Source organism: Streptomyces stelliscabiei, assembly GCF_014873495.1.
In the GTDB taxonomy this organism is placed as follows: Bacteria; Actinomycetota; Actinomycetes; order Streptomycetales; family Streptomycetaceae; genus Streptomyces; species Streptomyces bottropensis.
The window spans coordinates 9,094,113-9,115,341 of the sequence record NZ_JADBGF010000001.1 but is presented as its reverse complement, the minus strand read 5'-3'; the positions used below and the strand labels follow the sequence as shown (position 1 = coordinate 9,115,341).

General features: G+C 71.2%; 18 protein-coding genes. 2 read left to right on the top strand and 16 right to left on the bottom strand.

Features of this window, described 5'->3' with window-relative positions; genetic code table 11:
• Window positions 1-73: 73 nt before the first annotated feature.
• The 11 genes from H4687_RS39765 to dnaK all read right to left on the bottom strand — a co-directional run bounded on the left by H4687_RS39765 (window position 74) and on the right by dnaK (window position 10,411).
• Window positions 74-304, bottom strand: a complete 231-nt coding sequence (locus H4687_RS39765; protein WP_192781773.1) for a hypothetical protein — start codon at window positions 302-304, stop codon at window positions 74-76.
• Between the two features lie 85 nt (window positions 305-389).
• The gene (locus H4687_RS39760) at window positions 390-734 is read right to left on the bottom strand and encodes a GNAT family N-acetyltransferase (RefSeq protein WP_046912763.1); all 345 of its coding nucleotides are present in this window, start codon (window positions 732-734) and stop codon (window positions 390-392) included.
• 49 nt (window positions 735-783) lie between these two features.
• The gene (gene panD, locus H4687_RS39755; protein WP_046912764.1) at window positions 784-1,203 is read right to left on the bottom strand and encodes an aspartate 1-decarboxylase; all 420 of its coding nucleotides are present in this window, start codon (window positions 1,201-1,203) and stop codon (window positions 784-786) included.
• Window positions 1,204-1,384: 181 nt separating this feature from the next.
• Window positions 1,385-3,193 carry an FAD-dependent oxidoreductase gene (locus H4687_RS39750; protein WP_046912765.1) on the bottom strand — a complete coding sequence of 603 codons (1,809 nt, stop codon included), beginning with the start codon at window positions 3,191-3,193 and terminating at the stop codon, window positions 1,385-1,387.
• The gene (locus tag H4687_RS39745; protein ID WP_046912783.1) at window positions 3,193-3,456 is read right to left on the bottom strand and encodes a UBP-type zinc finger domain-containing protein; all 264 of its coding nucleotides are present in this window, start codon (window positions 3,454-3,456) and stop codon (window positions 3,193-3,195) included. The genes H4687_RS39750 and H4687_RS39745 overlap by 1 nt, the downstream gene beginning before the upstream one ends.
• Before the next feature lie 5 nt (window positions 3,457-3,461).
• Window positions 3,462-3,908 carry a thioredoxin gene (gene trxA / locus H4687_RS39740; RefSeq protein WP_046912766.1) on the bottom strand — a complete coding sequence of 149 codons (447 nt, stop codon included), beginning with the start codon at window positions 3,906-3,908 and terminating at the stop codon, window positions 3,462-3,464.
• Window positions 3,905-6,544, bottom strand: coding sequence for an ATP-dependent chaperone ClpB (clpB, locus tag H4687_RS39735; protein ID WP_046912767.1), 2,640 nt, complete (start codon window positions 6,542-6,544; stop codon window positions 3,905-3,907). Before clpB ends, trxA begins: the two co-directional genes overlap by 4 nt.
• Complete coding sequence (locus tag H4687_RS39730; RefSeq protein WP_046912768.1) at window positions 6,535-6,942, bottom strand: chaperone modulator CbpM; 408 nt, start codon at window positions 6,940-6,942, stop codon at window positions 6,535-6,537. The genes clpB and H4687_RS39730 overlap by 10 nt, the downstream gene beginning before the upstream one ends.
• Complete coding sequence (locus H4687_RS39725) at window positions 6,942-7,892, bottom strand: DnaJ C-terminal domain-containing protein (RefSeq protein WP_046912769.1); 951 nt, start codon at window positions 7,890-7,892, stop codon at window positions 6,942-6,944. The genes H4687_RS39730 and H4687_RS39725 overlap by 1 nt, the downstream gene beginning before the upstream one ends.
• Before the next feature lie 6 nt (window positions 7,893-7,898).
• Window positions 7,899-8,507 (bottom strand): nucleotide exchange factor GrpE, encoded by a 609-nt coding sequence (grpE, locus tag H4687_RS39720; RefSeq protein WP_046912770.1) that lies wholly within the window; start codon window positions 8,505-8,507, stop codon window positions 7,899-7,901.
• 8 nt (window positions 8,508-8,515) lie between these two features.
• On the bottom strand, window positions 8,516-10,411 hold the full coding sequence (gene dnaK / locus H4687_RS39715) for a molecular chaperone DnaK (protein ID WP_046912771.1): 1,896 nt from the start codon (window positions 10,409-10,411) through the stop codon (window positions 8,516-8,518).
• Window positions 10,412-10,702: 291 nt separating this feature from the next.
• Between dnaK and H4687_RS39710 the strand changes: the two genes are divergently transcribed.
• Window positions 10,703-12,487, top strand: coding sequence for a helix-turn-helix domain-containing protein (locus H4687_RS39710; RefSeq protein ID WP_046912772.1), 1,785 nt, complete (start codon window positions 10,703-10,705; stop codon window positions 12,485-12,487).
• Window positions 12,488-12,908: 421 nt separating this feature from the next.
• Here the strand turns inward: H4687_RS39710 and uvrA are convergent, their stop codons facing one another.
• Entirely contained in the window at window positions 12,909-15,377 is a 2,469-nt protein-coding gene (uvrA, locus tag H4687_RS39705; RefSeq protein WP_046912773.1) for an excinuclease ABC subunit UvrA, read from the bottom strand.
• A gap of 294 nt (window positions 15,378-15,671) precedes the next feature.
• On the opposite strand from uvrA, the gene H4687_RS39700 reads away from it, so the two are divergent.
• A complete protein-coding gene (locus tag H4687_RS39700; protein WP_233443477.1) occupies window positions 15,672-16,835 on the top strand; it encodes a hypothetical protein in 1,164 nt (387 codons plus the stop codon).
• A gap of 401 nt (window positions 16,836-17,236) precedes the next feature.
• On the opposite strand, the gene H4687_RS48265 is transcribed toward H4687_RS39700, so the two are convergent.
• From H4687_RS48265 to H4687_RS39680, 4 genes are all read right to left on the bottom strand, one after another.
• Window positions 17,237-17,407 carry a hypothetical protein gene (locus H4687_RS48265; protein ID WP_404819300.1) on the bottom strand — a complete coding sequence of 57 codons (171 nt, stop codon included), beginning with the start codon at window positions 17,405-17,407 and terminating at the stop codon, window positions 17,237-17,239.
• Window positions 17,408-17,850: 443 nt separating this feature from the next.
• Complete coding sequence (locus H4687_RS39690; protein ID WP_046912774.1) at window positions 17,851-19,092, bottom strand: ATP-grasp domain-containing protein; 1,242 nt, start codon at window positions 19,090-19,092, stop codon at window positions 17,851-17,853.
• A gap of 54 nt (window positions 19,093-19,146) precedes the next feature.
• Window positions 19,147-19,989 carry a dimethylargininase gene (gene ddaH, locus H4687_RS39685; protein ID WP_046912775.1) on the bottom strand — a complete coding sequence of 281 codons (843 nt, stop codon included), beginning with the start codon at window positions 19,987-19,989 and terminating at the stop codon, window positions 19,147-19,149.
• Window positions 19,990-20,041: 52 nt separating this feature from the next.
• Window positions 20,042-21,229: an acyl-CoA dehydrogenase family protein gene (locus H4687_RS39680; protein WP_046912776.1), complete on the bottom strand. Its 1,188-nt coding sequence runs from the start codon at window positions 21,227-21,229 to the stop codon at window positions 20,042-20,044.

Below are 21,229 nucleotides of genomic sequence, written 5' to 3'. Positions count from 1 at the left end.
CCCCGCCCCTGGGCAGCTGGACGCGGCCCGGCGTGGAGGAATCCACGCCGGGCCGTTTCTCGTCCTCGTGCGCCTAGGACAGCGGGCCGGGCCCGGGTTCTCCCGGCACCAGGTCCGGGCCCGGGGGCTGGGGGATCGGGTCCGGGGTCGGGGTGGGGCGGGGGTCCGGGGTGGGGACGGGGTCGGGGAACGGGGGCTGCGGAAGGGGTTCCGGGCGGTCGGGGCCCGGGGCGGGGTCCGGGTGCACGGGGTCCCGGTCGGGGTACGTCATCGCGTCCTCCAGCCATGGGGTACGTCGGTCCAAGGACCGATGCCACGGGTACCCGTCGTCCGCACAGGCAGTCACCCGGTCGGCCGCACCACCGTGACCGCCCCCGCCGGCCCGTCCCTCAGAAGCCTTCCGGGTGGGCGATCAGCCAGTCCTTCGCCGCCCGCAGCAGCTCGGGATCAGCGACGGGGGCCTCGTCGGGGTGGCGTTCCGCCCACTTGACGACGTACGGGCACAGCGGTGCGACGACGACGCCCTCGCGGGCCGCGATGCCGTACAGCTCCCTGGCCAGCGATCCCGCGACGCCCCGTCCCTCGTGCGCGGGCTCGACGATCGTGTGGACCGGGACGAGTGCGCGCCGCGGGGCTTCCAGGACGAAGTACTGGATGTGACCGGCCAGTTCGTCACCGGCGAAGGCCTCCAGCCGGCCGCCCGGCCGGTCGTCACGGATCTGTACGTCGCTCATGGCACTCCTCGCGTGCGGATCGGGGACGCCGGGCGCTCGCGCGTGACCTTCAGACGGTGGCGGCCTGCGGGCTGCGCCGCTGGTCCGAACCCGGCACCGGCTCGGAGGCGTCCGAGCCGAGGGCCACGATCCGGTTGCCGCTGTCCACGTGCACGACCCTGGGCTTCAGTGCGCGGGCCTCGGCGTCGGAGACCTGAGCGTAACTGATGATGATCACCAGGTCCCCGGGATGGACGAGATGGGCCGCGGCACCGTTGATCCCGACGACTCCCGAGCCGCGCTCGCCCTCGATGACGTACGTCTCCAGACGGGCGCCGTTGGTGACGTCGACGATGTGCACCAGCTCGCCGGGCAGCAGGTCGGCGGCGTCGAGCAGATCGGCGTCGATGGTCACGGAGCCTACGTAGTGCAGGTCGGCCTGGGTGACGGTGGCGCGGTGGATCTTGGACTTGAACATGGTGCGGAACATGGCGAAGCTCCCGATTCGTCTGCTCCCTGCCTGCTTTATGCAGGTCAAGGGCGGTCTTCGGAGAGTACAACGATTCGTATGTCCGGTCAGTCGGCGCCAGGTGTATCAGGACTCACACTGACCCGTTACTGACCTTCTGGTGCCGCGCGAGAATTCTCGTGATCTCATCGCCCGCCATTCGTCATGCGAGCCATGCGGACTCCTTGTGACGTAGGCGTGCGGAGACGTCCGAGCCGCCCGCGGCACCGGACGTGCCCGTGGTGCCCGGTGCGGCCGAGTGCCCTAGGTGCCGGTGCACGAAGTGGATGGCCATCGCGCCCTCACCGGCCGCCGAGGCCACCCGCTTCACCGAGCCGCTCCGGGCGTCCCCTACCGCGAAGACCCCGGGCAGGCTCGTCTCCAGGGTCATGCACGAGCGCCCGCCCCACACCTCGGGGTGGGCGCAGGCTTCCTGGGACTCCGGGCCGGTGAGGACGAAGCCGCGCGAGTCGAGCGCGATCCTGCCGGCGAGCCACTCGGTGTGGGGTTCGGCGCCGGTGAAGACGAACAGGCCCCGTACCGCGAGTCTGCGGTGCCCGCCCGTGCGGTTGTCGACCACGTCGAGCTCCTCCAGCACCTCCTGGCCGATGACCTCGGTGACCTCGGTGTGCAGCATGACCTCCACTCGCGGATGTTGCTCGACCTGGTCGACCAGGTAGCGTGACATGTTGGCCTCAAGGCTGGGTCCTCGGACCAGCAGGTGCACCTTCGGCGCGTACCCGGCGAGGAACAGCACCGCCTGGCCCGCCGAGTTGCCTCCCCCGACGACGGCCACCGGGTCGGTGAGGCACTGATGGGCCTCGTAGACGGTCGCCGAGTAGTGGACGCTCGTTCCCTCCAGGCGTTCGATGCCGGGCACCTGGAGCCGGCGGTAGCGGGCACCCGTGGCCAGGACGACGGCGCGAGCGGCGATCTCGCTGCCGTCGGCGAACGCCACCACGTAGTGGTCCCCGTCCGTGGGACGAAGACCGGTCGCCTCCACCGGAATGCTGATCTCGGCGCCGAACTTGTCGGCCTGAAGCAGGGCGCGTTCGGTGAGTTCGGCACCGGAAATGCCAGCGGGGAAGCCGAGCAGATTCTCGATGCGGGACGACGTGCCGGCCTGGCCGCCGGTGGCCATCGCCTCCACCACGGTGGTGCTCAGGCCCTCGGAGGCGGCGTACACCGCGGCAGCGAGGCCGGCGGGCCCGGAGCCGACGATGAGGACGTCGGCGAGACGGTTTCCGGCGGGCAGTGACGGCAGGCCGATGAGCCGGGCAAGTTCCGCGCTGCTGGGGTTGCGCAACAGGGTGGTGTCCCGCCAGATGACGAGCGGTGTCTCCTGCGGGCCGACGCCGAAGCGGCGCAGCAGGTCCTCGGCCTCCTCGTCGGTCTCCAGGTCGATCCAGCGGTGCGGCAGCCGGTTGCGGATGGCGAACTCGCGCAGCCGCCTGGTGTCGGGCGAGTAGCGCGAGCCGATGATGCGGAAGCCGGCGCCCTGTCCGACGAGCAGCGCGCGACGGCCCAGACAGGCGCGCAGTACGACGTCCCCGATGGCGGAGTCCTGGGACACCAGGTGGCGCAACTGGTCCAAGGAGACGACGAGGACCTCGCCCGGCTCCCTGGCGACGGCGGTGTAGAAGGCCACCTGTCCGTGCAGCAGCCCGAGTTCGCCGATGAAGCGACCGGGGCCGTGCACGCGCAGGACGTGCTCTTCGGAGGTGCCGTAGTCCTCGACGACGGCGACGGTACCGCTGAGGACGACGAAGAACGTCTCGCAGCGCTCCCCCTCCCGGATCAGCACGTCGTTCGAAGCCATGCTCCGGCGTTGCCCGTGCTCCGCCAGACGTGCCGTCTGGTCCTCCGTAAGGCGCGGATACGCGCCGTAGACGTCCGGGGTCTCCCAGAAGACGGCCTCGTGCGCTTCCTCCGGCACCGGTCCTTCGCCCGGCAGCGACTGGTCGCCGGACATCAGACGAACGCCTCGTGGACGTAGCACCAGCGCCAGTCCTCGCCGGGCTCGAACGACTGCACGATCGGATGGGCGTCGCCAGCCGCGTGCCTGCGCGCGTGCTTGTTCGGCGAGGAGTCACAGCAGCCGACGTGCCCGCAGGTCAGGCAGAGCCTCAGGTGGACCCACGGGGAGCCGAGCAGCAGACACTCCTGACACCCTTCCGGGGTGAGCGGCTGGACCGGCCGGACAAGCGCGAGGTGGGGGTCTGCGTGCAGGGTCATCCGGATCACCCTTCCCAGGCCGTGATCGACTGTTCCACCCACTGGCGCAGAGCGGGGGCGGGCGCCGCCCCCGCCTGCCGGGCGACCGTCTCGCCCTGGTCGAGGACGAGCAGTGTCGGTACCGCCTGGACCTGGAAACGCTGCGACAGCCGCGGGTTCTTGTCGACGTCGACCTTGACGAGTTTGATCCGGCCGGCGAGATCGGTGGCGACCTTCTCCAGCGCGGGGCTCACCATGCGGCACGGGCCGCACCAGGTGGCCCAGAGGTCGACCACGACGGGGACGTCGGCCCGCTCGGCGACCTCGGTGAAGTCGTCGTCGCCCGCGTCCACCATCCACGGCAGGGGCTGCTTGCAGTGGCCGCACCTGGGGCGACCCTCCGCGGCCACGGGCACCCGGTTGGTGCGCCCGCAGTTCGGACAACTGACGGTCGTCGCCTGCATCGTGCTCATGCCGCCCGCGCTCCCTTCACGTCCCCGGGCTGGTCGTAGGTGACCACCAGCTCTCCGTGTTCGGCGTCGACGCGGACCGTCGCGCCGTCCTGGACGTCGCCGCGCAGCAGGGCGCGTCCGACCAGCGTCTCCACCTCGTGGGAGATGTAGCGGCGCAGTGGGCGGGCCCCGTACACCGGGTCGTAGCCCTGGTGGGCGATCACTTCGCGGGCGGCAGGGGTGAGTTCGACGGTGATGCGGCGTTCGGCGAGCCGCCGCCGCAGCTCGTCGAACTGCAGCTCCACGATCCGCTCGATCTGCCGCTCACCCAGCGGCTTGAACAGCACGATGTCGTCGACGCGGTTGAGGAACTCCGGGCGGAAGTGCCCGCGCAGCTCGCCCACCACCAGGGCGCGGGCGTCGGGCTTGATCTCACCCTCGGCGGTGGCGCCGTCGAGGAGGTGCTCGGAGCCGATGTTGGACGTCATGATGATCACGGTGTTGCGGAAGTCGACCGTGCGGCCCTGAGCGTCGGTGATGCGGCCGTCGTCGAGGATCTGCAGCAGGGTGTTGAAGACGTCGGTGTGCGCCTTCTCGATCTCGTCGAACAGCACGACCGAGTACGGCTTGCGGCGTACGGCCTCGGTGAGCTGACCGCCTTCCTCGTAGCCGACGTATCCGGGCGGTGCGCCCATGAGCCGGCTGACGGTGTGCCGCTCCTGGTACTCGCTCATGTCGAGGCGGACCATGTTCTCCTCGGAGTCGAACAGAGTCCGGGCGACGGTCTTGGCCAGTTCGGTCTTCCCGACGCCGGTGGGGCCGAGGAAGATGAACGAGCCGATGGGGCGTCGAGGGTCGCGGATGCCGGAGCGGGCGCGGATGATGGCGTCGGTGACGAGTTTGACGGCTTCGTCCTGGCCGATGACCCGTTCGCGCAGGATCTCGTCGAGGCGCAGCAGTTTCTCGCGTTCGCCCTCCTGGAGGCGGGAGACGGGGATGCCGGTCCAGGCGGCGACGATCTCGGCGATCTCCTCCTCGGTGACGACCTCGCGCAGCAGCCGGTTCTGCCCTTGTTTGGCGGCCAGTTGCTCCTCCTCCGCGTCGAGCCGGCGCTCCAGGTCCTGGAGTCGGCCGTAGCGGAGTTCGGCGGCGCGGTTGAGGTCGTAGGCGCGTTCGGCCTCCTCCGCCTCAAGGCGGACCTGCTCCAGCTCCTGGCGCAGGTCCTGCACGCGGCGGATCGCCTGCCGTTCGGCCTCCCACTGGGCGCGTTTGGCGTCGGCCTCGCCGCGCAGGTCGGCCAGTTCCCTGCGCAGTTCCCCCAGGCGGGCCTTGCTGGCGGGATCGCTCTCCTTGGACAGGGCCGCGTCCTCGATCTCCAGACGGGTCACCCGGCGGGTGATCTCGTCGAGTTCGGCGGGCATGGAGTCGATCTCGGTACGCAGCCGGGCACAGGCCTCGTCGACGAGGTCGATGGCCTTGTCGGGCAGGAAACGGTCGGTGATGTAGCGGTGGGAGAGCGTCGCCGCCGCGACCAGCGAGGTGTCCTGGATCTTGACACCGTGGAAGACCTCCAGGCGTTCGCGAAGTCCGCGCAGGATGGAGATGGTGTCCTCCACGCTGGGTTCCTCGACCAGGACCTGCTGGAAGCGGCGTTCGAGGGCGGCGTCCTTCTCGATGTGCTTGCGGTACTCGTCGAGGGTGGTCGCGCCGATCATGTGCAGTTCGCCGCGGGCGAGCATCGGCTTGAGCATGTTGCCCGCGTCCATGGCCCCTTCGGCGGCGCCCGCGCCGACGACCGTGTGCAGCTCGTCGACGAAGAGCAGGATCCGTCCCTCGGCGGCCTTGACCTCGCTGAGCACGGCCTTGAGGCGTTCCTCGAACTCGCCGCGGTACTTGGCGCCGGCGACCAGAGAGCCCATGTCGAGGGCGAACACCGTCTTGTCGCGCAGGCCCTCGGGAACGTCGCCGCGGACGATGCGCTGGGCCAGGCCCTCGACGATGGCGGTCTTGCCGACGCCGGGATCGCCGATGAGGACGGGGTTGTTCTTGGTCTTGCGGCTGAGGATCTGGGTGACACGGCGGATCTCAGCGTCCCGGCCGATGACCGGGTCCAGCCGCCCGGACCGGGCCTCCAGGACCAGGTCGCGACCGTACTTCTCCAGCGCCTCGTAGGCCACTTCGGGATTGGCGGAGGTGACGCGCTGGTTGCCGCGGACCTGGGTGAGCGCGCTCAGGAACGAGTCCCCGGTGATGCCGGCCTGCTTGAGCAGTCGCCCAGCGGCGGTCGAAGAGCTCTCCTCGGCCAGCGCGAGCAGGAGGTGCTCCACGGACACGTACTCGTCCTTGAGGCGTTTGGCCTCCCGTTCGGCAGCGTCGAGCAGGCGGGCGAGGCGCTGGGTGACGAAGACCTGGCCGGGTGCCGCGCCGGGGCCGGTGACCTTCGGGCGGCGGGAGAGTTCCTCTCCCACGGCGGCGCGCAGTTCCTGCGGCTCGGCGCCGGCCTGTTGCAGCAACCGCGGGATCAGACCGTCCTCCTGATCGAGAAGTGCGAGCAGCAGATGTTCCCCGTCGACCTCGGTGTGCCCCATGCCGACGGCCGCGGTCTGGGCCTCCTGGAGGGCTTCCTGGGACTTCTGAGTGAGACGGTTCATGTCCATGGGGGTGTTTCACTCCTCGTGCCACGGCCGCGCAGGGCGGCTTCGAGCAGGCTGATGCGGTCGAGCAGGTCCAGCACCAGGCCGATGGATGCGTAGTTGAGGCAGAGGCCGGTGCGCAGCCGCTGGATGCGGGCGAGGACCGCCGGGGCCGTGGGGTCGAACACCAGGCGCCCCGCGGCGTCGCGTTCGGCGTCGACCAGGCCGAGGGCGACGAACCGGCGGATCAGATCGGGGTGGAGGCCCGAGCGAAGGGCCACGGCGGCCAGGGAGAGCCTGGGGACGGGCACGAGCGCGTACCGGACAGCCGTCGAGGCGGTGAGGTCGGCACCCGTCCGCACCGGACGGGCGCCCCCGCCGTCCCGGCCGATGCCTGTCGCTCCCGCGGGTCGGTCCTTCATCACATCCTCCTGGGGTCGTACGAGGAAGTGGCGGCGAGCTCCTCGAACAGGTCGCGCTCCCGGTCGCCGAGGGTCGGCGGCACCATGACGCGGAGTTCGGCGTACAGGTCGCCGTTCGCGCCCCGCGGGTTCGGCATGCCCTCGCCGCGCAGCCGCAGCCGCCTGCCGCTGGACGAGCCCGCTGGCACCGTGACCTTGGCCGTGCCACCGCCGGGGGTGGGCACCGGCACGGTCGCACCCAGGGCCGCCTCCCAGGGGGTGACCGGGACTTGTACGTGCACGTCCCGGCCTTGCAGCCGGAACCGGGGGTGGGGCTGGACACGCACGCGCAGGTACAGGTCGCCCGCGGCGGCGTCACCGCTGCCCCGGCCGCCCTCACCCGCCAGCCGGATGCGCTGCCCGTCGGTGACGCCCGGCGGCACGTCGACCTCGTAGCGCCGCGGCTGCCCGGTGGGACCCGCGAGCGTGACGGTGCGACGGCCGCCTCGGTACGCCTCCTCGACGGTGAGCGGCAGTTCGGCCTCCTGGTCCGCTCCGGGGACGCCGCCCCGGGCGGCGCCGGCTCCGAACATGGAGCCGAACAGGTCCTCGATGTCGATGCCCTCCGCGCCGAACTCGTCGCCGAAGCCGGTGGTGTACCGGACGCGGGGACCGCCCCCGTCTGCGGTCCCCCGACCGCGGAAGCCGCCGCCCGCTCCCGCCGCGACCCGTTCGTCGAAGTCCTCGGGGATCTTGCGGAAGTCCTCGCCGAAGCGGTCGTAGCGGGCCCGGGTCCCGGGATCGGACAGAACGCTGTGTGCCTCGTTGAGGTCCTTGAAACGCTCCTCCGCCCCGGGGTCCTTGTTGACGTCAGGGTGATGCCTGCGGGCGAGTCTGCGATATGCCTGCTGGATCTCGTCCTGGCTCGCGGTCCGCGACACGCCCAGCACCTCGTAGAAGTCCCGTGCCATGACCGGTCACTCCCGCTTCGCGACGGTCACGGCGGCGGGCCGGAGCTGCCGGTCGCCGTCCCCGTAGCCGGGGCGGAGCACCTGGACGACCGTGCCCGGTGGGGCGTCGGGGTCCTGGACGACACCGACCACCTCGTGCCGGGCCGGGTCGAAGGCGACGCCGGTCTCCGCGTGCCGCGGGTAGCCGAGCAGTTCGAGGACGTTCACCGCCTGGTCGCGTACGGTCCGGACGCCCTCCACGATCGCGTCCGGACCGGCGCCCGCGTGGGTCAGGGCGAGTTCGAGGTTGTCGAGGACGGGCAGGAAGGCGGCCGCCGTGCGGGACCGCTCCACCGCCCGTTCGCGCTCCAGTTCCCTGGCGTGACGCTTGCGAAGGTTGTCGAGGTCGGCGAGTGCGCGCCGCCAGCGGTCCTCCAGTTCCCGGATCGCGGTCGTGTACTCGTCCTCGGCACGCGCGGGACCGGCCGCGTCGGGTCCCGGTTCGCCGTTCGCCGCTTCGGACCGGGGCGGGCCCGGACGGGGCAGATCCCCGCGCGGGGGGCGTCCGGCGCCCTCCGGGACCGGTACGACCGGATCCGACGCGGCCCGGTCGGGTTCCTGGGGGTGGGTGGCCATGGCGCGCCTCAGCCCTTGTCGAACTCGGCGTCGATGACATCATCGTCACCGCCACTCGTGGGACCGCCGGCGGCGGCGTCCTGGCCCGGACCGCCGCCCGTGGCACCTGCGTCCTGATGAGCCGTCAGCCCCGCGAGCACCTGCTGGAGTTCGGAGGCCAGAGGCCGCACGTGCTCCGCGCCCGCCTCGTCCTTGACCGCCGCCCGGGCGTCGGACACGAGCATCTCGGCGCGTGCCTTCTCGTGCGCCGGCGCCGCGTCGCCCAGTTCGGCGAGGCGCTTCTCGACCTGGTACGCGACGGCGTCGAGTTCGTTGCGGGCGTCGACGGCCTCGCGCAGTGCCTGGTCCTGACCCCGGTTGCTCTCGGCCTCCTGGACCATGCGTTCGACCTCACCGCGGTCCAGGTTGGAGCTCTCGCTGATGGTGATGCCCTGTTCCTTGCCGGTGTCCCGGTCGCGGGCCCTGACGTTGAGGATGCCGTTGGCGTCGATGTCGAAGGTGACCTCGACCTGCGGTTCGCCCCGCGGCGCCGACCGGATGTCGGTGAGCTGGAACCGGCCCAGCACCCGGTTGTCGGCGGCCCGCTCGCGCTCGCCCTGGAGGACCACCACATCGACGGCCGACTGGTTGTCCTCGGCGGTGGAGAAGGTCTCGCTGCGGCGCACCGGGATGGTGGTGTTCCGCTCGATGATCTTCGTCATCACTCCGCCGCGCGTCTCCACGCCCAGCGACAGGGGGGTGACGTCGAGCAGCAGGACGTCCTTGACCTCGCCCTTGAGCACCCCGGCCTGGATCGCGGCGCCCAGGGCCACGACCTCGTCGGGGTTGACGCTCATGTTGGGTTCCTTGCCGCCGGTCAGCCGGCGGACCAGGGTCTGGACAGCGGGGATGCGGGTGGAACCGCCGACGAGGATGACCTCGTCGATGTCGCTGTCACCGACCTTGGCGTCGGCCATCGCCTGCTGCACCGGTCCCAGGCAGCGCTCCACCAGGTCGCCGGTGATCTGCTCGAACGTGGACCGCATGATCGAGTCGGTGAGGTGCTTGGGCCCGGAGGCGTCGGCGGTGACGAACGGCAGGCTGACCTGCGTCTGCGTCACCGAACTGAGCTCGGTTTTGGCCTTCTCCGCCGCCTCGAACAGGCGTTGCAGCGCCTGCGGGTCCTTGCGCAGGTCGATGCCGTTCTCCTTCTGGAAGTCGTCCGCGAGGTGATCCACCAGACGCCGGTCGAAGTCGTCGCCCCCCAGGTGGCTGTCACCGGCGGTGGAGCGCACCTCCACCACGCCGTCGCCGACGTCGAGGATGCTCACGTCGAAGGTGCCGCCGCCCAGGTCGAAGACGAGGACGGTCTCGTGCTCCTTCTTGTCCATGCCGTACGCGAGGGCGGCCGCCGTCGGCTCGTTGATGATCCGCAGCACCTCCAGTCCGGCGATCCGTCCCGCGTCCTTGGTTGCGGTGCGCTGAGCGTCGTTGAAGTAGGCGGGCACCGTGATGACCGCCTCCGTGACCCGCTCCCCCAGCTGCTTGGAGGCGTCGTCGGCGAGTTTGCGCAGCACCTGTGCGCTGATCTCCTCAGGCGCGTACAACTTGTCGCGCACCTTGAAGCGGGCGGCCCCGCCGTCGCCCTCGACGACGTCGTACGCCACCGCCCTGGCCTCGTCGGAGATCTCGTCGAAGTGCCGGCCGACGAACCGCTTGGCCGAGTAGATGGTGCCCTTGGGGTTGAGGATCGCCTGGCGCCGGGCCAACTGGCCCACCAGGCGTTCCCCGGTGTCGGTGAAGGCCACCACGGACGGTGTCGTGCGGTTGCCCTCGCTGTTGGGCACGACGGACGGCTCACCGCCCTCCCACACGGCGATCACCGAGTTGGTGGTGCCCAGGTCGATGCCCACTGCCTTGGCCATGGGGAACTCCTCCCGGTACGGCGCCTGCGCCGACTCTCCGGATCACGTTCGTTCAGGTAGAGGTCGAGCCTCCGCCGGTTTCGCACCGGTGCGCACGGAGGATCTCGAGCACTCCCCAGGGTGACGAACCGGGTGGCTCCACGCCTGCGCCTGGGAAGTCAGGATTGCGCGGGTCCGGTCGCCCCACGAGTACGAGGGAAAGAACCGGAGCATCTCGGGTAGGCAGGCCGGGAGCGGGTACGCGACATACCGCTCGCCTCCCTGAAGGCTCATGGAGAACGGAGTGATCCCATGGCCGGCAGTAGGACGAACAGCCTGTACCACCACCGCTCCGACCGGGCGAGCAGCCTTCCGCGGGGCAGCGCCCGGCGGAAGGCCACGGCCGCGCGCACACGGCCCCGCCCATCCGTTCGTACCCCGGCCGACCGTGCCCTCCGCGATCTGACGGTGCTCTCGCGCGCCCTGTTCGACACCCCGGACGAAGGCGAGATCCTGCGACTGGCCATGGACCACATAGCCGCCGCGGGGCCATACCGCGCCGAGACCGGATACCTCAAGGTGGGCGGCCACCTGGTCCCCAGCCCGAGGAACGGGCAGAGGCCCGCCTCGGCCGTGGGCCGTAGGGTGCGGGAGCTGGCCGGGCGGGACGGACCCGTGACCGTACCCGGCAGGCCCTGGGGCCGGGCTCTGGGGCTACGCGGACATGAGGGCCTCCACGGCTACCTCGTGGTGACGTCCCGCTCACGGCCGGCCGAGGCCGAGCTATCCCTGCTCGCCACGATCGTCCGGCACACCACTGCCGCCTTGTCGGTCGCCTTCGCACACCGCCGCCGACGCGAGGACGCGTGGGAGCTGCACCGGCTGAGGGACGAACGCTCGGCCCTCCAGCGGCAGCTGATCTCCGTCGTGGCGGAGCTGGGGTACCAGCGGGCCGTTCACGCGCTGATGGCCGAGGTCGCCGCCTCGAACGGCGGCGGCGAGGAAGCCATCACCCGCGCACTGCACAGGCTCACCGGACTCCCCGCGCTGGTCGAGGACCGCTTCGGTCGGCTGAGGTCCTGGACCGGCCCGGGCCGCCCCGACCCCTATCCCGAGCCGGACCCCGTGCACCAGGACGACATGCTGCACGCCGTCGCCCGTCAGGCCGGGCCGGTGCGAGTGAAGGACCGGCTGATCACCCTGGTCCGCCCGCACGGCGAGATCCTGGGCGTGCTGGGCCTGGTCGATGCCCGGGCCGAGGCCGACGAGCACACCGTGCTCGCGCTGGAACACGCCGCCGCGTCGCTCGCCCCGCAGCTGACGCACCTGCGCGATCTGGCCGAAGTGGAGCTGAGGCTGCACCGCGAGCTGGTCGACGACCTCCTGGCGGGGACGGATGGGGCGAGCGCCTACGCCCGGTCCGAGGCAGTCGGACACGACCTGCACCGCAGTCACTACATCGTCGTGGTGCAGTGGCCGAACCGGACCGTGGACGACTCCTTCGCGCGGACCGTGGGACGGGCGGCCTCCGCCGTGGGCATGCGCTCGCTGCTGACCCGCCGTTCCGACCACGTGGTCCTGGTCGCCGACGACAGGCCGCACGCCCGCGCGCTGTACGAGGCGCTCGCCCAGGAGACCGGGACACGGTCCGGAACGATCGGGGTGAGCGCCCCTTGCGACTCCCTGGACGACATACCTCACCGCTACCAGGAGGCGCAGCGCGCCATGGAAGTGCGCCGTCACTCCCGTGAGCGCTACGGCACGACGTTCTTCGACGAGCTGGGCCTCTACCGCATCCTGGGACCCGGCAACGGTCACCGGGAACTGGAGACGTTCGTCCAGGAATGGCTCGGGCAGCTCATCGACTACGACTCCCTGCACAACTCCGCCATGGTCGAGACCCTGTCCCGGTACTTCGACTGCGGCGGCAACTACGACGAGACCGCGGAATCCCTCACGATCCACCGCAGCACGCTGCGCTATCGGCTCCAGCGCATCCGCGACATCAGCGGCTACGACCTGGCGAACGTCGAGGACCGGCTGAACCTCCAGGTGGCGACCCGTGTGTGGAAGATCGTGCTGGGTGGTCCCGGCTGATCGCCTCGCCAGAACCTTTCGCGAGCGGGTCAGGAGCGTCGGGCGAGCTGCCCTGTCACAGAGCGTCAGCGGATGCTGCGCCAGCTGTCGCGGCCGAAGGGCGGCGGCGCAGGGGCGGACACCACCGGCGAGAGCGATCTGGACGTCGCCGACACGGCCGGGCCGATCACCCTCCCCGTGACGGTCACGGCCTGCTCCCCGATCGCGCAAGGGCGACTCCTGAGGGTCGGGGCACTGGGTGCCGTGGCCCCGGCACTCGGAGCCACGCCGACCCGGGTGGCACGGGGACACCGCGCGAGCGATACCCGCCACAAGCTGGAACGCGGCATGGCGACGCGCGGCGGCGCCCCCAACCCCGCTGACCGGTGCTCAGCCCTTCGTGCCGCCGTCAGGAGATCGCGAGCCGGGCCTCGCTCCGCCGTCAGGAGAGCGCGAGCCGGGCGGCGAGATAGGGCGCGGTGGCGCTGCGGCGGGCCCTCGCCACCTTGGCCGGCGGGCCCGCCGCGACCACCCGTCCGCCCGCGTCGCCACCGCCCGGCCCGAGGTCGATGACCCAGTCGGCGGTGGCGATCGTGTCCAGGTCGTGCTCGACGAGGACGACCGTGTTGCCGGCGTCGACGAGCCGGTGCAGCTGTCGCAGCAGCAGCGCGATGTCCGAGGGGTGCAGCCCCGCCGTCGGCTCGTCGAGCAGGTAGAGCGCGTGCCCGCGGCGGGCTCGTTGCAGTTCGGTGGCCAGTTTGATGCGTTGCGCCTCACCACCGCTGAGTTCCGTCGCGGGCTGGCCCAGCCGCAGGTACCCCAGTCCCACCTCGCGCAACGTCTCCAGACTGCGGGAGGCGGCCGGGACGGCGGACAGGAACTCGGCGGCGGCGTCGACGGACAGCGCCAGCACTTCCGCGATGTTCTTGCCGTGGTAGGTGACTTCCAGCGTTTCGGCGTTGTACCGGGCGCCTTCGCAGGTCGGGCACGGCGCGTAGGTGCCGGGCAGGAACAGCAGTTCGACCGCGACGAATCCTTCGCCCTGGCAGGTCTCGCACCGCCCCTCGGGCACGTTGAAGGAGAACCGCCCGGCCGAGTAGCCGCGCGCCCCGGCCTCGTCCGTCGCCGCGTACAGCTTGCGCACCGCGTCGAACATCCCCGTGTACGTGGCCAGGTTGGACCGGGGAGTTCGGCCGATGGGCCGTTGGTCGACCCGGACCAGCCGGTCGAACGACTCGACCCCCGACGCGTCCTGGACGTCGACCTCCAGCTGCGCCTCGTCGGGCTCCTCGGGTACGACTCCGAGGTGGCCGCGGACGACCTCGGCGAGCACCTGCGTGACCAGCGTCGACTTTCCGGAACCGGACACGCCCGTGACCGCCGTGAGTACGCAGAGCGGTACGTCGACGGACACGTCGCGCAGATTGTGGCGGGAGACGCCGCGCAGGTGCAGCCAGCCGTGCGGTGTGCGCGGGCGGTGATCGAGCGGCTGGGCGCGCCCGAACAGGTACCGGCTCGTGGCCGACTCCCCGACCCGCTCAAGACCGGCGACCGGGCCGCTGTACAGCACACGTCCGCCGCCCTCGCCCGCGCCGGGGCCGATGTCGACCACCCAGTCCGCCCGCCGTACGACGTCCATGTCGTGCTCCACGACGAACAGCGAGTTGCCGGCCGCCTTGAGGCGGTCCAGCACGTCCAGCAGTGGTTCCGCGTCAGCCGGGTGCAGGCCCGCGGAGGGTTCGTCGAGGACGTAGACGACGCCGAACAGCCCCGAGCGCAGCTGGGTGGCGATGCGCAGGCGCTGCGCCTCGCCGGGCGACAGGGTCGTCGAGCGGCGCCCGAGGCTGAGATATCCGAGGCCCAGGTCGAGCAGTACGTCGACCCGCGCGACCAGATCGCCGCAGATCCGGACCGCGACCTCGGTCGTCTCCCCGGATCGGGCGGTCGACGTGGTGGCGTCGGCCTCGGACCGTGCCGCGACGGGCCGCAGCAGCGCCACGACCTCGGCGAGCGGCATCGCGTTGATCTCGGCGATGGAACGTCCGGCGAAGGTCACGGCGAGCGCCTCGGGCCGCAGTCCGCTGCCGTGACACTCGGGGCAGGGCACACTCCTGACGAACCGGAGCGCCCGTTCGCGCATCCTCTCGCTCTTGGAGTCGGCGAGGACGTGCATGACGTGCTTGCGGGCGCTCCAGAACTTGCCCTGGTAGCCGTAGTCGACGCGGTCCTCCTCCGGCTCGATGTACACGGAGGGCTGCTCGTCCGTGTACAGCAGCCAGTCCCGGTCCTTCTTCCTGAGCCTGCGCCACGGTCGATCGATGTCGATCCCCAGGCCGTTCACGACACTGCGCAGGTTGGCGCCCTGCCAGGCGCCCGGCCAGGCGGCGATCGCCCCCTCGCGGATGCTCAGCGAGGGGTCCGGGACGAGCAGGTCCTCGGCGACGTCGTGCACGACGCCCAGGCCGTGGCACTCCGGGCAGGCGCCGGCCGCGGTGTTAGGTGAGAACGACTCGGCTTCCAGCCGTGCGGCCCGGGGCGGATAGGTGCCGGCGCGGGAGTACAGCATGCGCAGCAGATTGGACAGCGTGGTGATGGTGCCGACCGTCGAGCGCGAGCTGGGCGACCCGCGTCGCTGCTGCAGGGCCACGGCCGGTGGGAGTCCGGTGATTTCCTGTACGTGCGGTGCGCCGACCTGTCGCAGCAGCCTTCGGGCGTACGGTGCCACTGACTCGAAGTAGCGCCGCTGGGCCTCCGCGTAGAGCGTGCCGAACGCGAGCGAGGACTTGCCCGAACCGGAGACGCCGGTGAAGGCGACCATCGCGTCCCGCGGAACGTCGACATCGATGCTCCGCAGGTTGTTCTCACTGGCGCCCCGGACATGCACGAAGGGATCGGTCGCGTCCTCGTTCACCGTTCCTGATTACCTGATCGCGCCAGGAAACGCGCGACGGGCGCCGTCACCGGGCCCCGCTCACACGAGCGTCGGGAGTGTCCCGGATCCGTTTTCGATTCACGGCCTTGGGTGGCGCGCACTCCGCTGCCGGCGGACGCCGACAGGGTGGCGTTGCTGCTGGAGACCGCCCTTCCGGAGGTTCTCGTCAAGCAGACCTGCACGGGATGGACGAGGAGATCCGGCCGTACCGCCTGCACCTGCTGGGAGGGGCCAGCGTGTCACGCGGCGTCGGCGATACCTCGGGGGCATCCTGTGGGCACGGGCGAGCGCGGGGGCAGCCGACGAGAAGGAGGCATGCGGATGTCGTCTCAGGGCGTTACGGTCGTGGCTCTCCTGGCGGATCCGGACGCGCCCACGGAGATCGCACAGCGCATGGCCCGGATACTTCCTGCTCGGCTCGCCGACAAGTCTGGCCAGGGGCGACGGTTCGACGTCGAGGTGATCAGTGAGCCCTTCACCACGGGGACCGAGGACCTGCCCACCTTGATGCGCCGGATCATGGACCGCGGAAGAGCGGAGCGTTGGGACATCGTCGTGGCCCTCACCGACCTTCCGCTGCACTCGCACGGGCTCAGGCTCGTGGTGGATCTGAGTCACGAACACGGGTTGGCACTGCTGTCCCTTCCCACGCTGGGGGGCTTGCGGCTGCAGACGAGGGCCCGGCGGGCCGTGGAGGAAACCGTGCTCAGTCTGGCGGGCCGGCGAGACGGAGGGACGGAGGGACCTCCGCGGACTCAGCCGCTGCCGGCTCCCTTCGTCAGTCGATTCGCGCCCATTCACCCGGGCCAGGTCGGTGAGGGGGAGACCGCTGATCTGCGGTACATCGTCAGTGGACCGCGCGGTTACCTGAGGGTGCTCGTCGGTATGGTCCGCGCCAACCGGCCGTGGCGCCTGGTGCCGGGCCTGTCGAAAGCCCTGGCGGCCGCACTCGCCACGGGAGCGGTCGCCACCGTGAACTCCACCATCTGGAACCTGGCCGGGTCCCTGAGCGCGCCGCGCCTCGTGATCGCCACGGTCGGGTCGGTCGTGCTCATGATCGGTTGGCTGATCGTGGACGCGCAGCTGTGGCATCGAACGGCAGAGCACTCGCCCGAGGCGAGGCAGAGGGCGAGGCTCTACAACGCCTCGACGATCATGACCGTGGGTATCGGGGTGCTCGTCTGCTACTCGGGTTTGATCGTCATCAACTTGGTGTGGGCTCTGTTCATCCTCAACGGCCAAGTGTTCGCCTCCACGACAGGAACCCCGCTTCACGCCGCGGAATACTGGATTCTGTCCTGGTTCGTCGCTTCGGTCGCGACGGTGGGCGGGGCGCTGGGATCAGGCCTGGAGAGCGACGAGGCGATCCGGGCAGCCGCCTACTCCAAGCGCGAACAGGAACGCCGCCACATGCTCCGGGTCGACGACGGCGACTAGCCGGAGATGCGCTGGTGGTTGATGGTCGTCCGCGTACGAATATTCCGCTGCGGTCGTGCCGCGGCACCGCACGGCTGCCGCACCTCGACCAGACCGACGCGCCCCGGCAGGGCGTTCCGGCTAGCCTCACATGGGTGAGGTGGCTGCGGGCCTTCGGGGAGGTCGTGCGATCCGGGCTCACGATCGAGGAGAGGCGGCTGGAGCCCCTGCTCGCGTTGCGCACGGCCGCCGGGGTGGCGATCGTCGTCGGGCCGGCACAGTGGCTGCTCTCCCCCGCGTATGCCCCGTCCGCCGCCCTCGGCGCCTACTCCGCGGGCGGGCCGCCTTCCAGCGCGCCTGGCGTCCACGCAAGATCGCGCTCGGCGGGGCGCGGGCCTGGCGCTCAGCACCTTCGTGGGCTGCTAACTCCGGATCGGGAACACCAGGATCAGCACGGCCTGCGCCACGCCCCCGAGCGCGATGACCCCGGCGTGCTCCAGGGCTCGCCCGACGCTCGTGGGCAGGGTGACGGTCACCAGCATGCTGCCGACCGTCGTCGCTGCGACGATCCCGGCGGTGGATCCGACGGCCACGCCATTCCCGCGGCAAAGGCCCATACGGCCAGCAGCGGGAGGAACGTCACGAGTCGCCCCGCGGCCAGGTGACGGCCCGGCACCGCATTCGGCCGGTCGTCGCCGCCCTCGCCGACCCGGACGTGGGCGCCCCGGCGGAGGGACCCGGGCGGGACCGCGCGCGGGAGTTGCTCGACGCGGCCGCCGACGTCCTGGATGCGGCCGCCCGTATGATCCGCCGCGGCACTCCCGCCGAGGTGCGGCCCGCGAGCACGGACGTCCTGCGCATGGACGAGGAGCACGGGCGCCGGAGGGGCCCGCGCGGCAGGCCGCCGAGCGGCTCGTGGAACTGCTCGGCGAGGCGTTGGAGTCGCCCGCTGCGGCGGCGGTCGGTGGGCGGGCAAGGCGAAGCGGGGACCTGGTTCGGCCCCCGGTCGCATCGGCGTGCGCGGTGTCGGTGGAGTTCAGACGGTGGTGATCCGGATCGTGTCCACCAGCGCCTCGGCCGTGCGCAGGGCGTCCGCCGACGTGGCTCCCCTGGTCATCACCGAGCCCACCCGGTCCCAGGAGCTCTGCAGTTCGCGCACGGTGTCCCCGGGCTTCAGGTGCAGCGAGAGCGAGAGGACGTCGGGCAGCCGGCCGGCCTCCTCTGCGCCGTCGACCGCCACCACCTCGCCGGGCACCGCCTCCATGAAGCGGACCGCGGCGCCGCCCGCCGCCCTGCGCGGCAGCGGCTCCGGCCGGAGGCCCCGCATGACGGTGTAGAACGCCCCGGCCAGATCGATCCGGTACGCCTCCTCGATCAGCATCGGGATGCCGTCGCCGGGGAAGCGGCCCGCGCACTCCACCAGGTAGGGGCGGCCGTCGCTGACGATCCACTCGCAGTGCACCATGCCGCTGCCGAAGCCGACCGCGCGCAGCACCGCCTCGGTCTGGGACACCATCAGGTCGTTCAGCTCGTCCGGGAGGCCGGCGGCCGGCACCGTGTGGCCCAGCTCGACGGGGCGCGGGCCGGGGAAGAGCAGCTTGCCGGTGACGTTGGAGAACAGCGTCTCGCCCTCGCGGACCAGCAGTTCGACGCTGTACTCCGCGCCGCGGACGTACTGCTCGATGATCATCCGCAGTTCGCGCTCCCGGTCCGGCACCCGGTCGCCCTCGTCCTGGCTGGTGCACTCCTCCCAGGCCGCGTCCAGGTCGTCCAGCGAGTGCAGCACCTTGGTGCCGACGGAGGCCTGCCGGTTGGCGGGCTTGAGGACCAGCGAGCCGGGGTGGGTGGCGGCGAACTCCCGTACCTCGTCGGGGGAGGTGACCTCCCGGGACGCCGGGTTGGGGACGCCGGCGGCCCGGGTGACCCGGCGCAGCAGCGACTTGTCCCGCATGATGCCGGCCGCTCCGGCGCCGGCCCCGGGCAGGCCGTACCGCTCGGCGAGCCGGGCCGCGAACGGTGTGGCGTACTCGACCAGCGGGGCCACGACGGCCGGGTCGAGGTCGGGGTAGGTGTTGAAGAACTCGTCCGCGGCGGCGGGGAGCTGGTACTCCCACTCGATCAGTTCCCGCAGTATCTCGGCGCCTTCGAGGGCGCTCTTGACGTCCTGCTTGCGGATCACGTCCGGCTCGTCGATGACGATCACCGAGTTCGGGGCGAACTCCTTGATGTAGGGCAGGATGTTGACGAATCCGACGATGATCCAGGGCTGCTCGGTCATGATGCTTCTCCTGTACCGGGACGGGGGGCGGGGGCGCGGGTCGCGGGTCGGGGGTCAGTGGCGGAGTTCGAGCGTGCAGCACTTGACGCTGCCGCCCGCCTTGAGCAGCTCGGACAGGTCGACGTGGTGGGTGCGGAAACCGTGGGCGCGGAGCTTGGCCGCCAGGCCGGTGGCCGGTTCGGGGAGGATGACGTTGCGTCCGTCGGAGACGAGGTTGAGTCCGAAGAGCAGGGCGTCCTCCTCGTCGGCGAGGACGGCCTTCGGGAACAGGCTCTCCAGCACCCGCACGCTCTCGGCGTCGAAGGCACCGGGGTAGTACACGATCTCGTCGTCGTCGAGGGCGGCCAGGGCGGTGTCCAGGTGGTAGAAGCGCGGGTCGACGAGTTTCAGGCTGATCACCGGGCGGCCGAACAGTTGCCGGGCCTCGTCCTGGGAGCGGGGGTCGGAGCGGAAGCCGTTGCCGGCCAGGACGGCGCGGGCCGTCGTCACGTAGTCGCCCTCGCCCTCGCTGGTGAAGGCGGCCTGGACCACTTCCGTATAGCCCCGGCCGCGGAACCAGTCGGCCCAGAACCCGGCCTCGGCCTGGCGCTCGGGGTGACGGAACTTGGAGACCAGCACCTTGCCGTCGACCACGAGGGCGCCGTTGGCGGCGAAGACCATGTCCGGCAGTCCGGGGGCGGCGTCGATGGTGCGGACCCGATGGCCGAACTCGACGTACAGGGCGCGCAGGTCCTCCCACTGGGCGAGGGCCAGTGCCTTGTCGGTGGGCTTCTCGGGGTTCATCCACGGGTTGATGCTGTAGGTGACCTCGAAGTGGTCGGGGCGGCACATCACGTAGTCCCGGGTACGGGCATGACGCTCGGTCAGTTCCAGTGCGGGCGCGAGGAGTTCGGTCATGAGAAGGGCCCTTCGAAGAGAGGATGCGGGGAACGGGGGCGCCGGTGCGCGGTCAGCCGGTGATGCCGAGGCTGAGGGGGAAGGCGGGCCTGGCGCCGAGGAGGTGGGCGCCGGCGGACTGCAGGATCTTGTCCTGGGCCACCACGTGCTGGCACATCGTCATGGTGTCGCGCAGCCAGCGGTCGAGCGGGCTGGGCTTGTAGATCGAGGCGGTCTGCATCAGGTCGTACAGGCGCATCACGATGGAGCGGGCGGAACGGAAGGCGTGCAGCCGGGACAGGGGCAGCGCGGCGCGCTCGTCGGGGGTGAGGTCGTCGAGGGTGCCGCCGGCGGCCAGCACCTCCCACTGGCGTTCCATCGCTCCGTAGACCGCGGCGCGGGTGGCGTTGAAGTCGGCCTCGCACTCGGCCAGTCCGACCTGGATCCGCCAGTTGTCGGCCCAGCCGCCACCGCCGGGCGGGGACTTGGCCACCACCTGCTCGCGCACCCAGTCCAGCGCGGCCCGGGCGACGCCGAGCGGGACGCCGGGCATGTTGCGCATGTGCACCTCGGGCTGGGCCAGCGGGCCCTCGCCGTTGCGTACCGTGCCGAAGGTGAGGGTGCGGCCCTCGGGGACGAAGATGTCGTGGATGGCGTAGTCGCAACTGCCGCTGCCCGCGAGGCCGGTGGTGTTCCAGGTGTCGATGATCTCGACGTCGGACTGCGGCACCATCAGCAGGATGGAGTCGTGCGACCCGTCGACCAGGTAGGGTTCGCCGTTCTCGTAGATGAAGGCGCCGGAGATCACCCAGTCGGCGTGGGTGATGCCGCTGCCGAACTGCCACTTGCCGGTCAGCCGGTACCCACCGTCGACGCGCTCGGCCCGGCCGGTGGGGAAGAGCAGGCCGGCGGTGGTCATGTCCAGCCGGGGGAACATCTCCTTGGCGACCCGCTCGTCGAGGAACGAGGCGTACAGGCCGGAGTCCATCCCGATCATCACGGCCCAGCCGGCCGAGGAGTCGCCGTAGGCCAGGGCCTCGACCACTTCGGTCTGCTCGACCGAGGTCAGCTCCGGGCCGCCCCATGCCTTGCTGAAGCCCATCCGGAACGCGCCGGTCGAGCGGATCAGTTCGACGACGTCGGCGGGCAGACGGCGGTTCTGCTCGATCTCCACGGCCCGCTCCCGCAGTCGCGGGGCCAGCGCCCGGGAGGCGGCGAGGATCTCGGCGGCGGTGTTGGGAATCGCCTGGGTGTGCGTCAT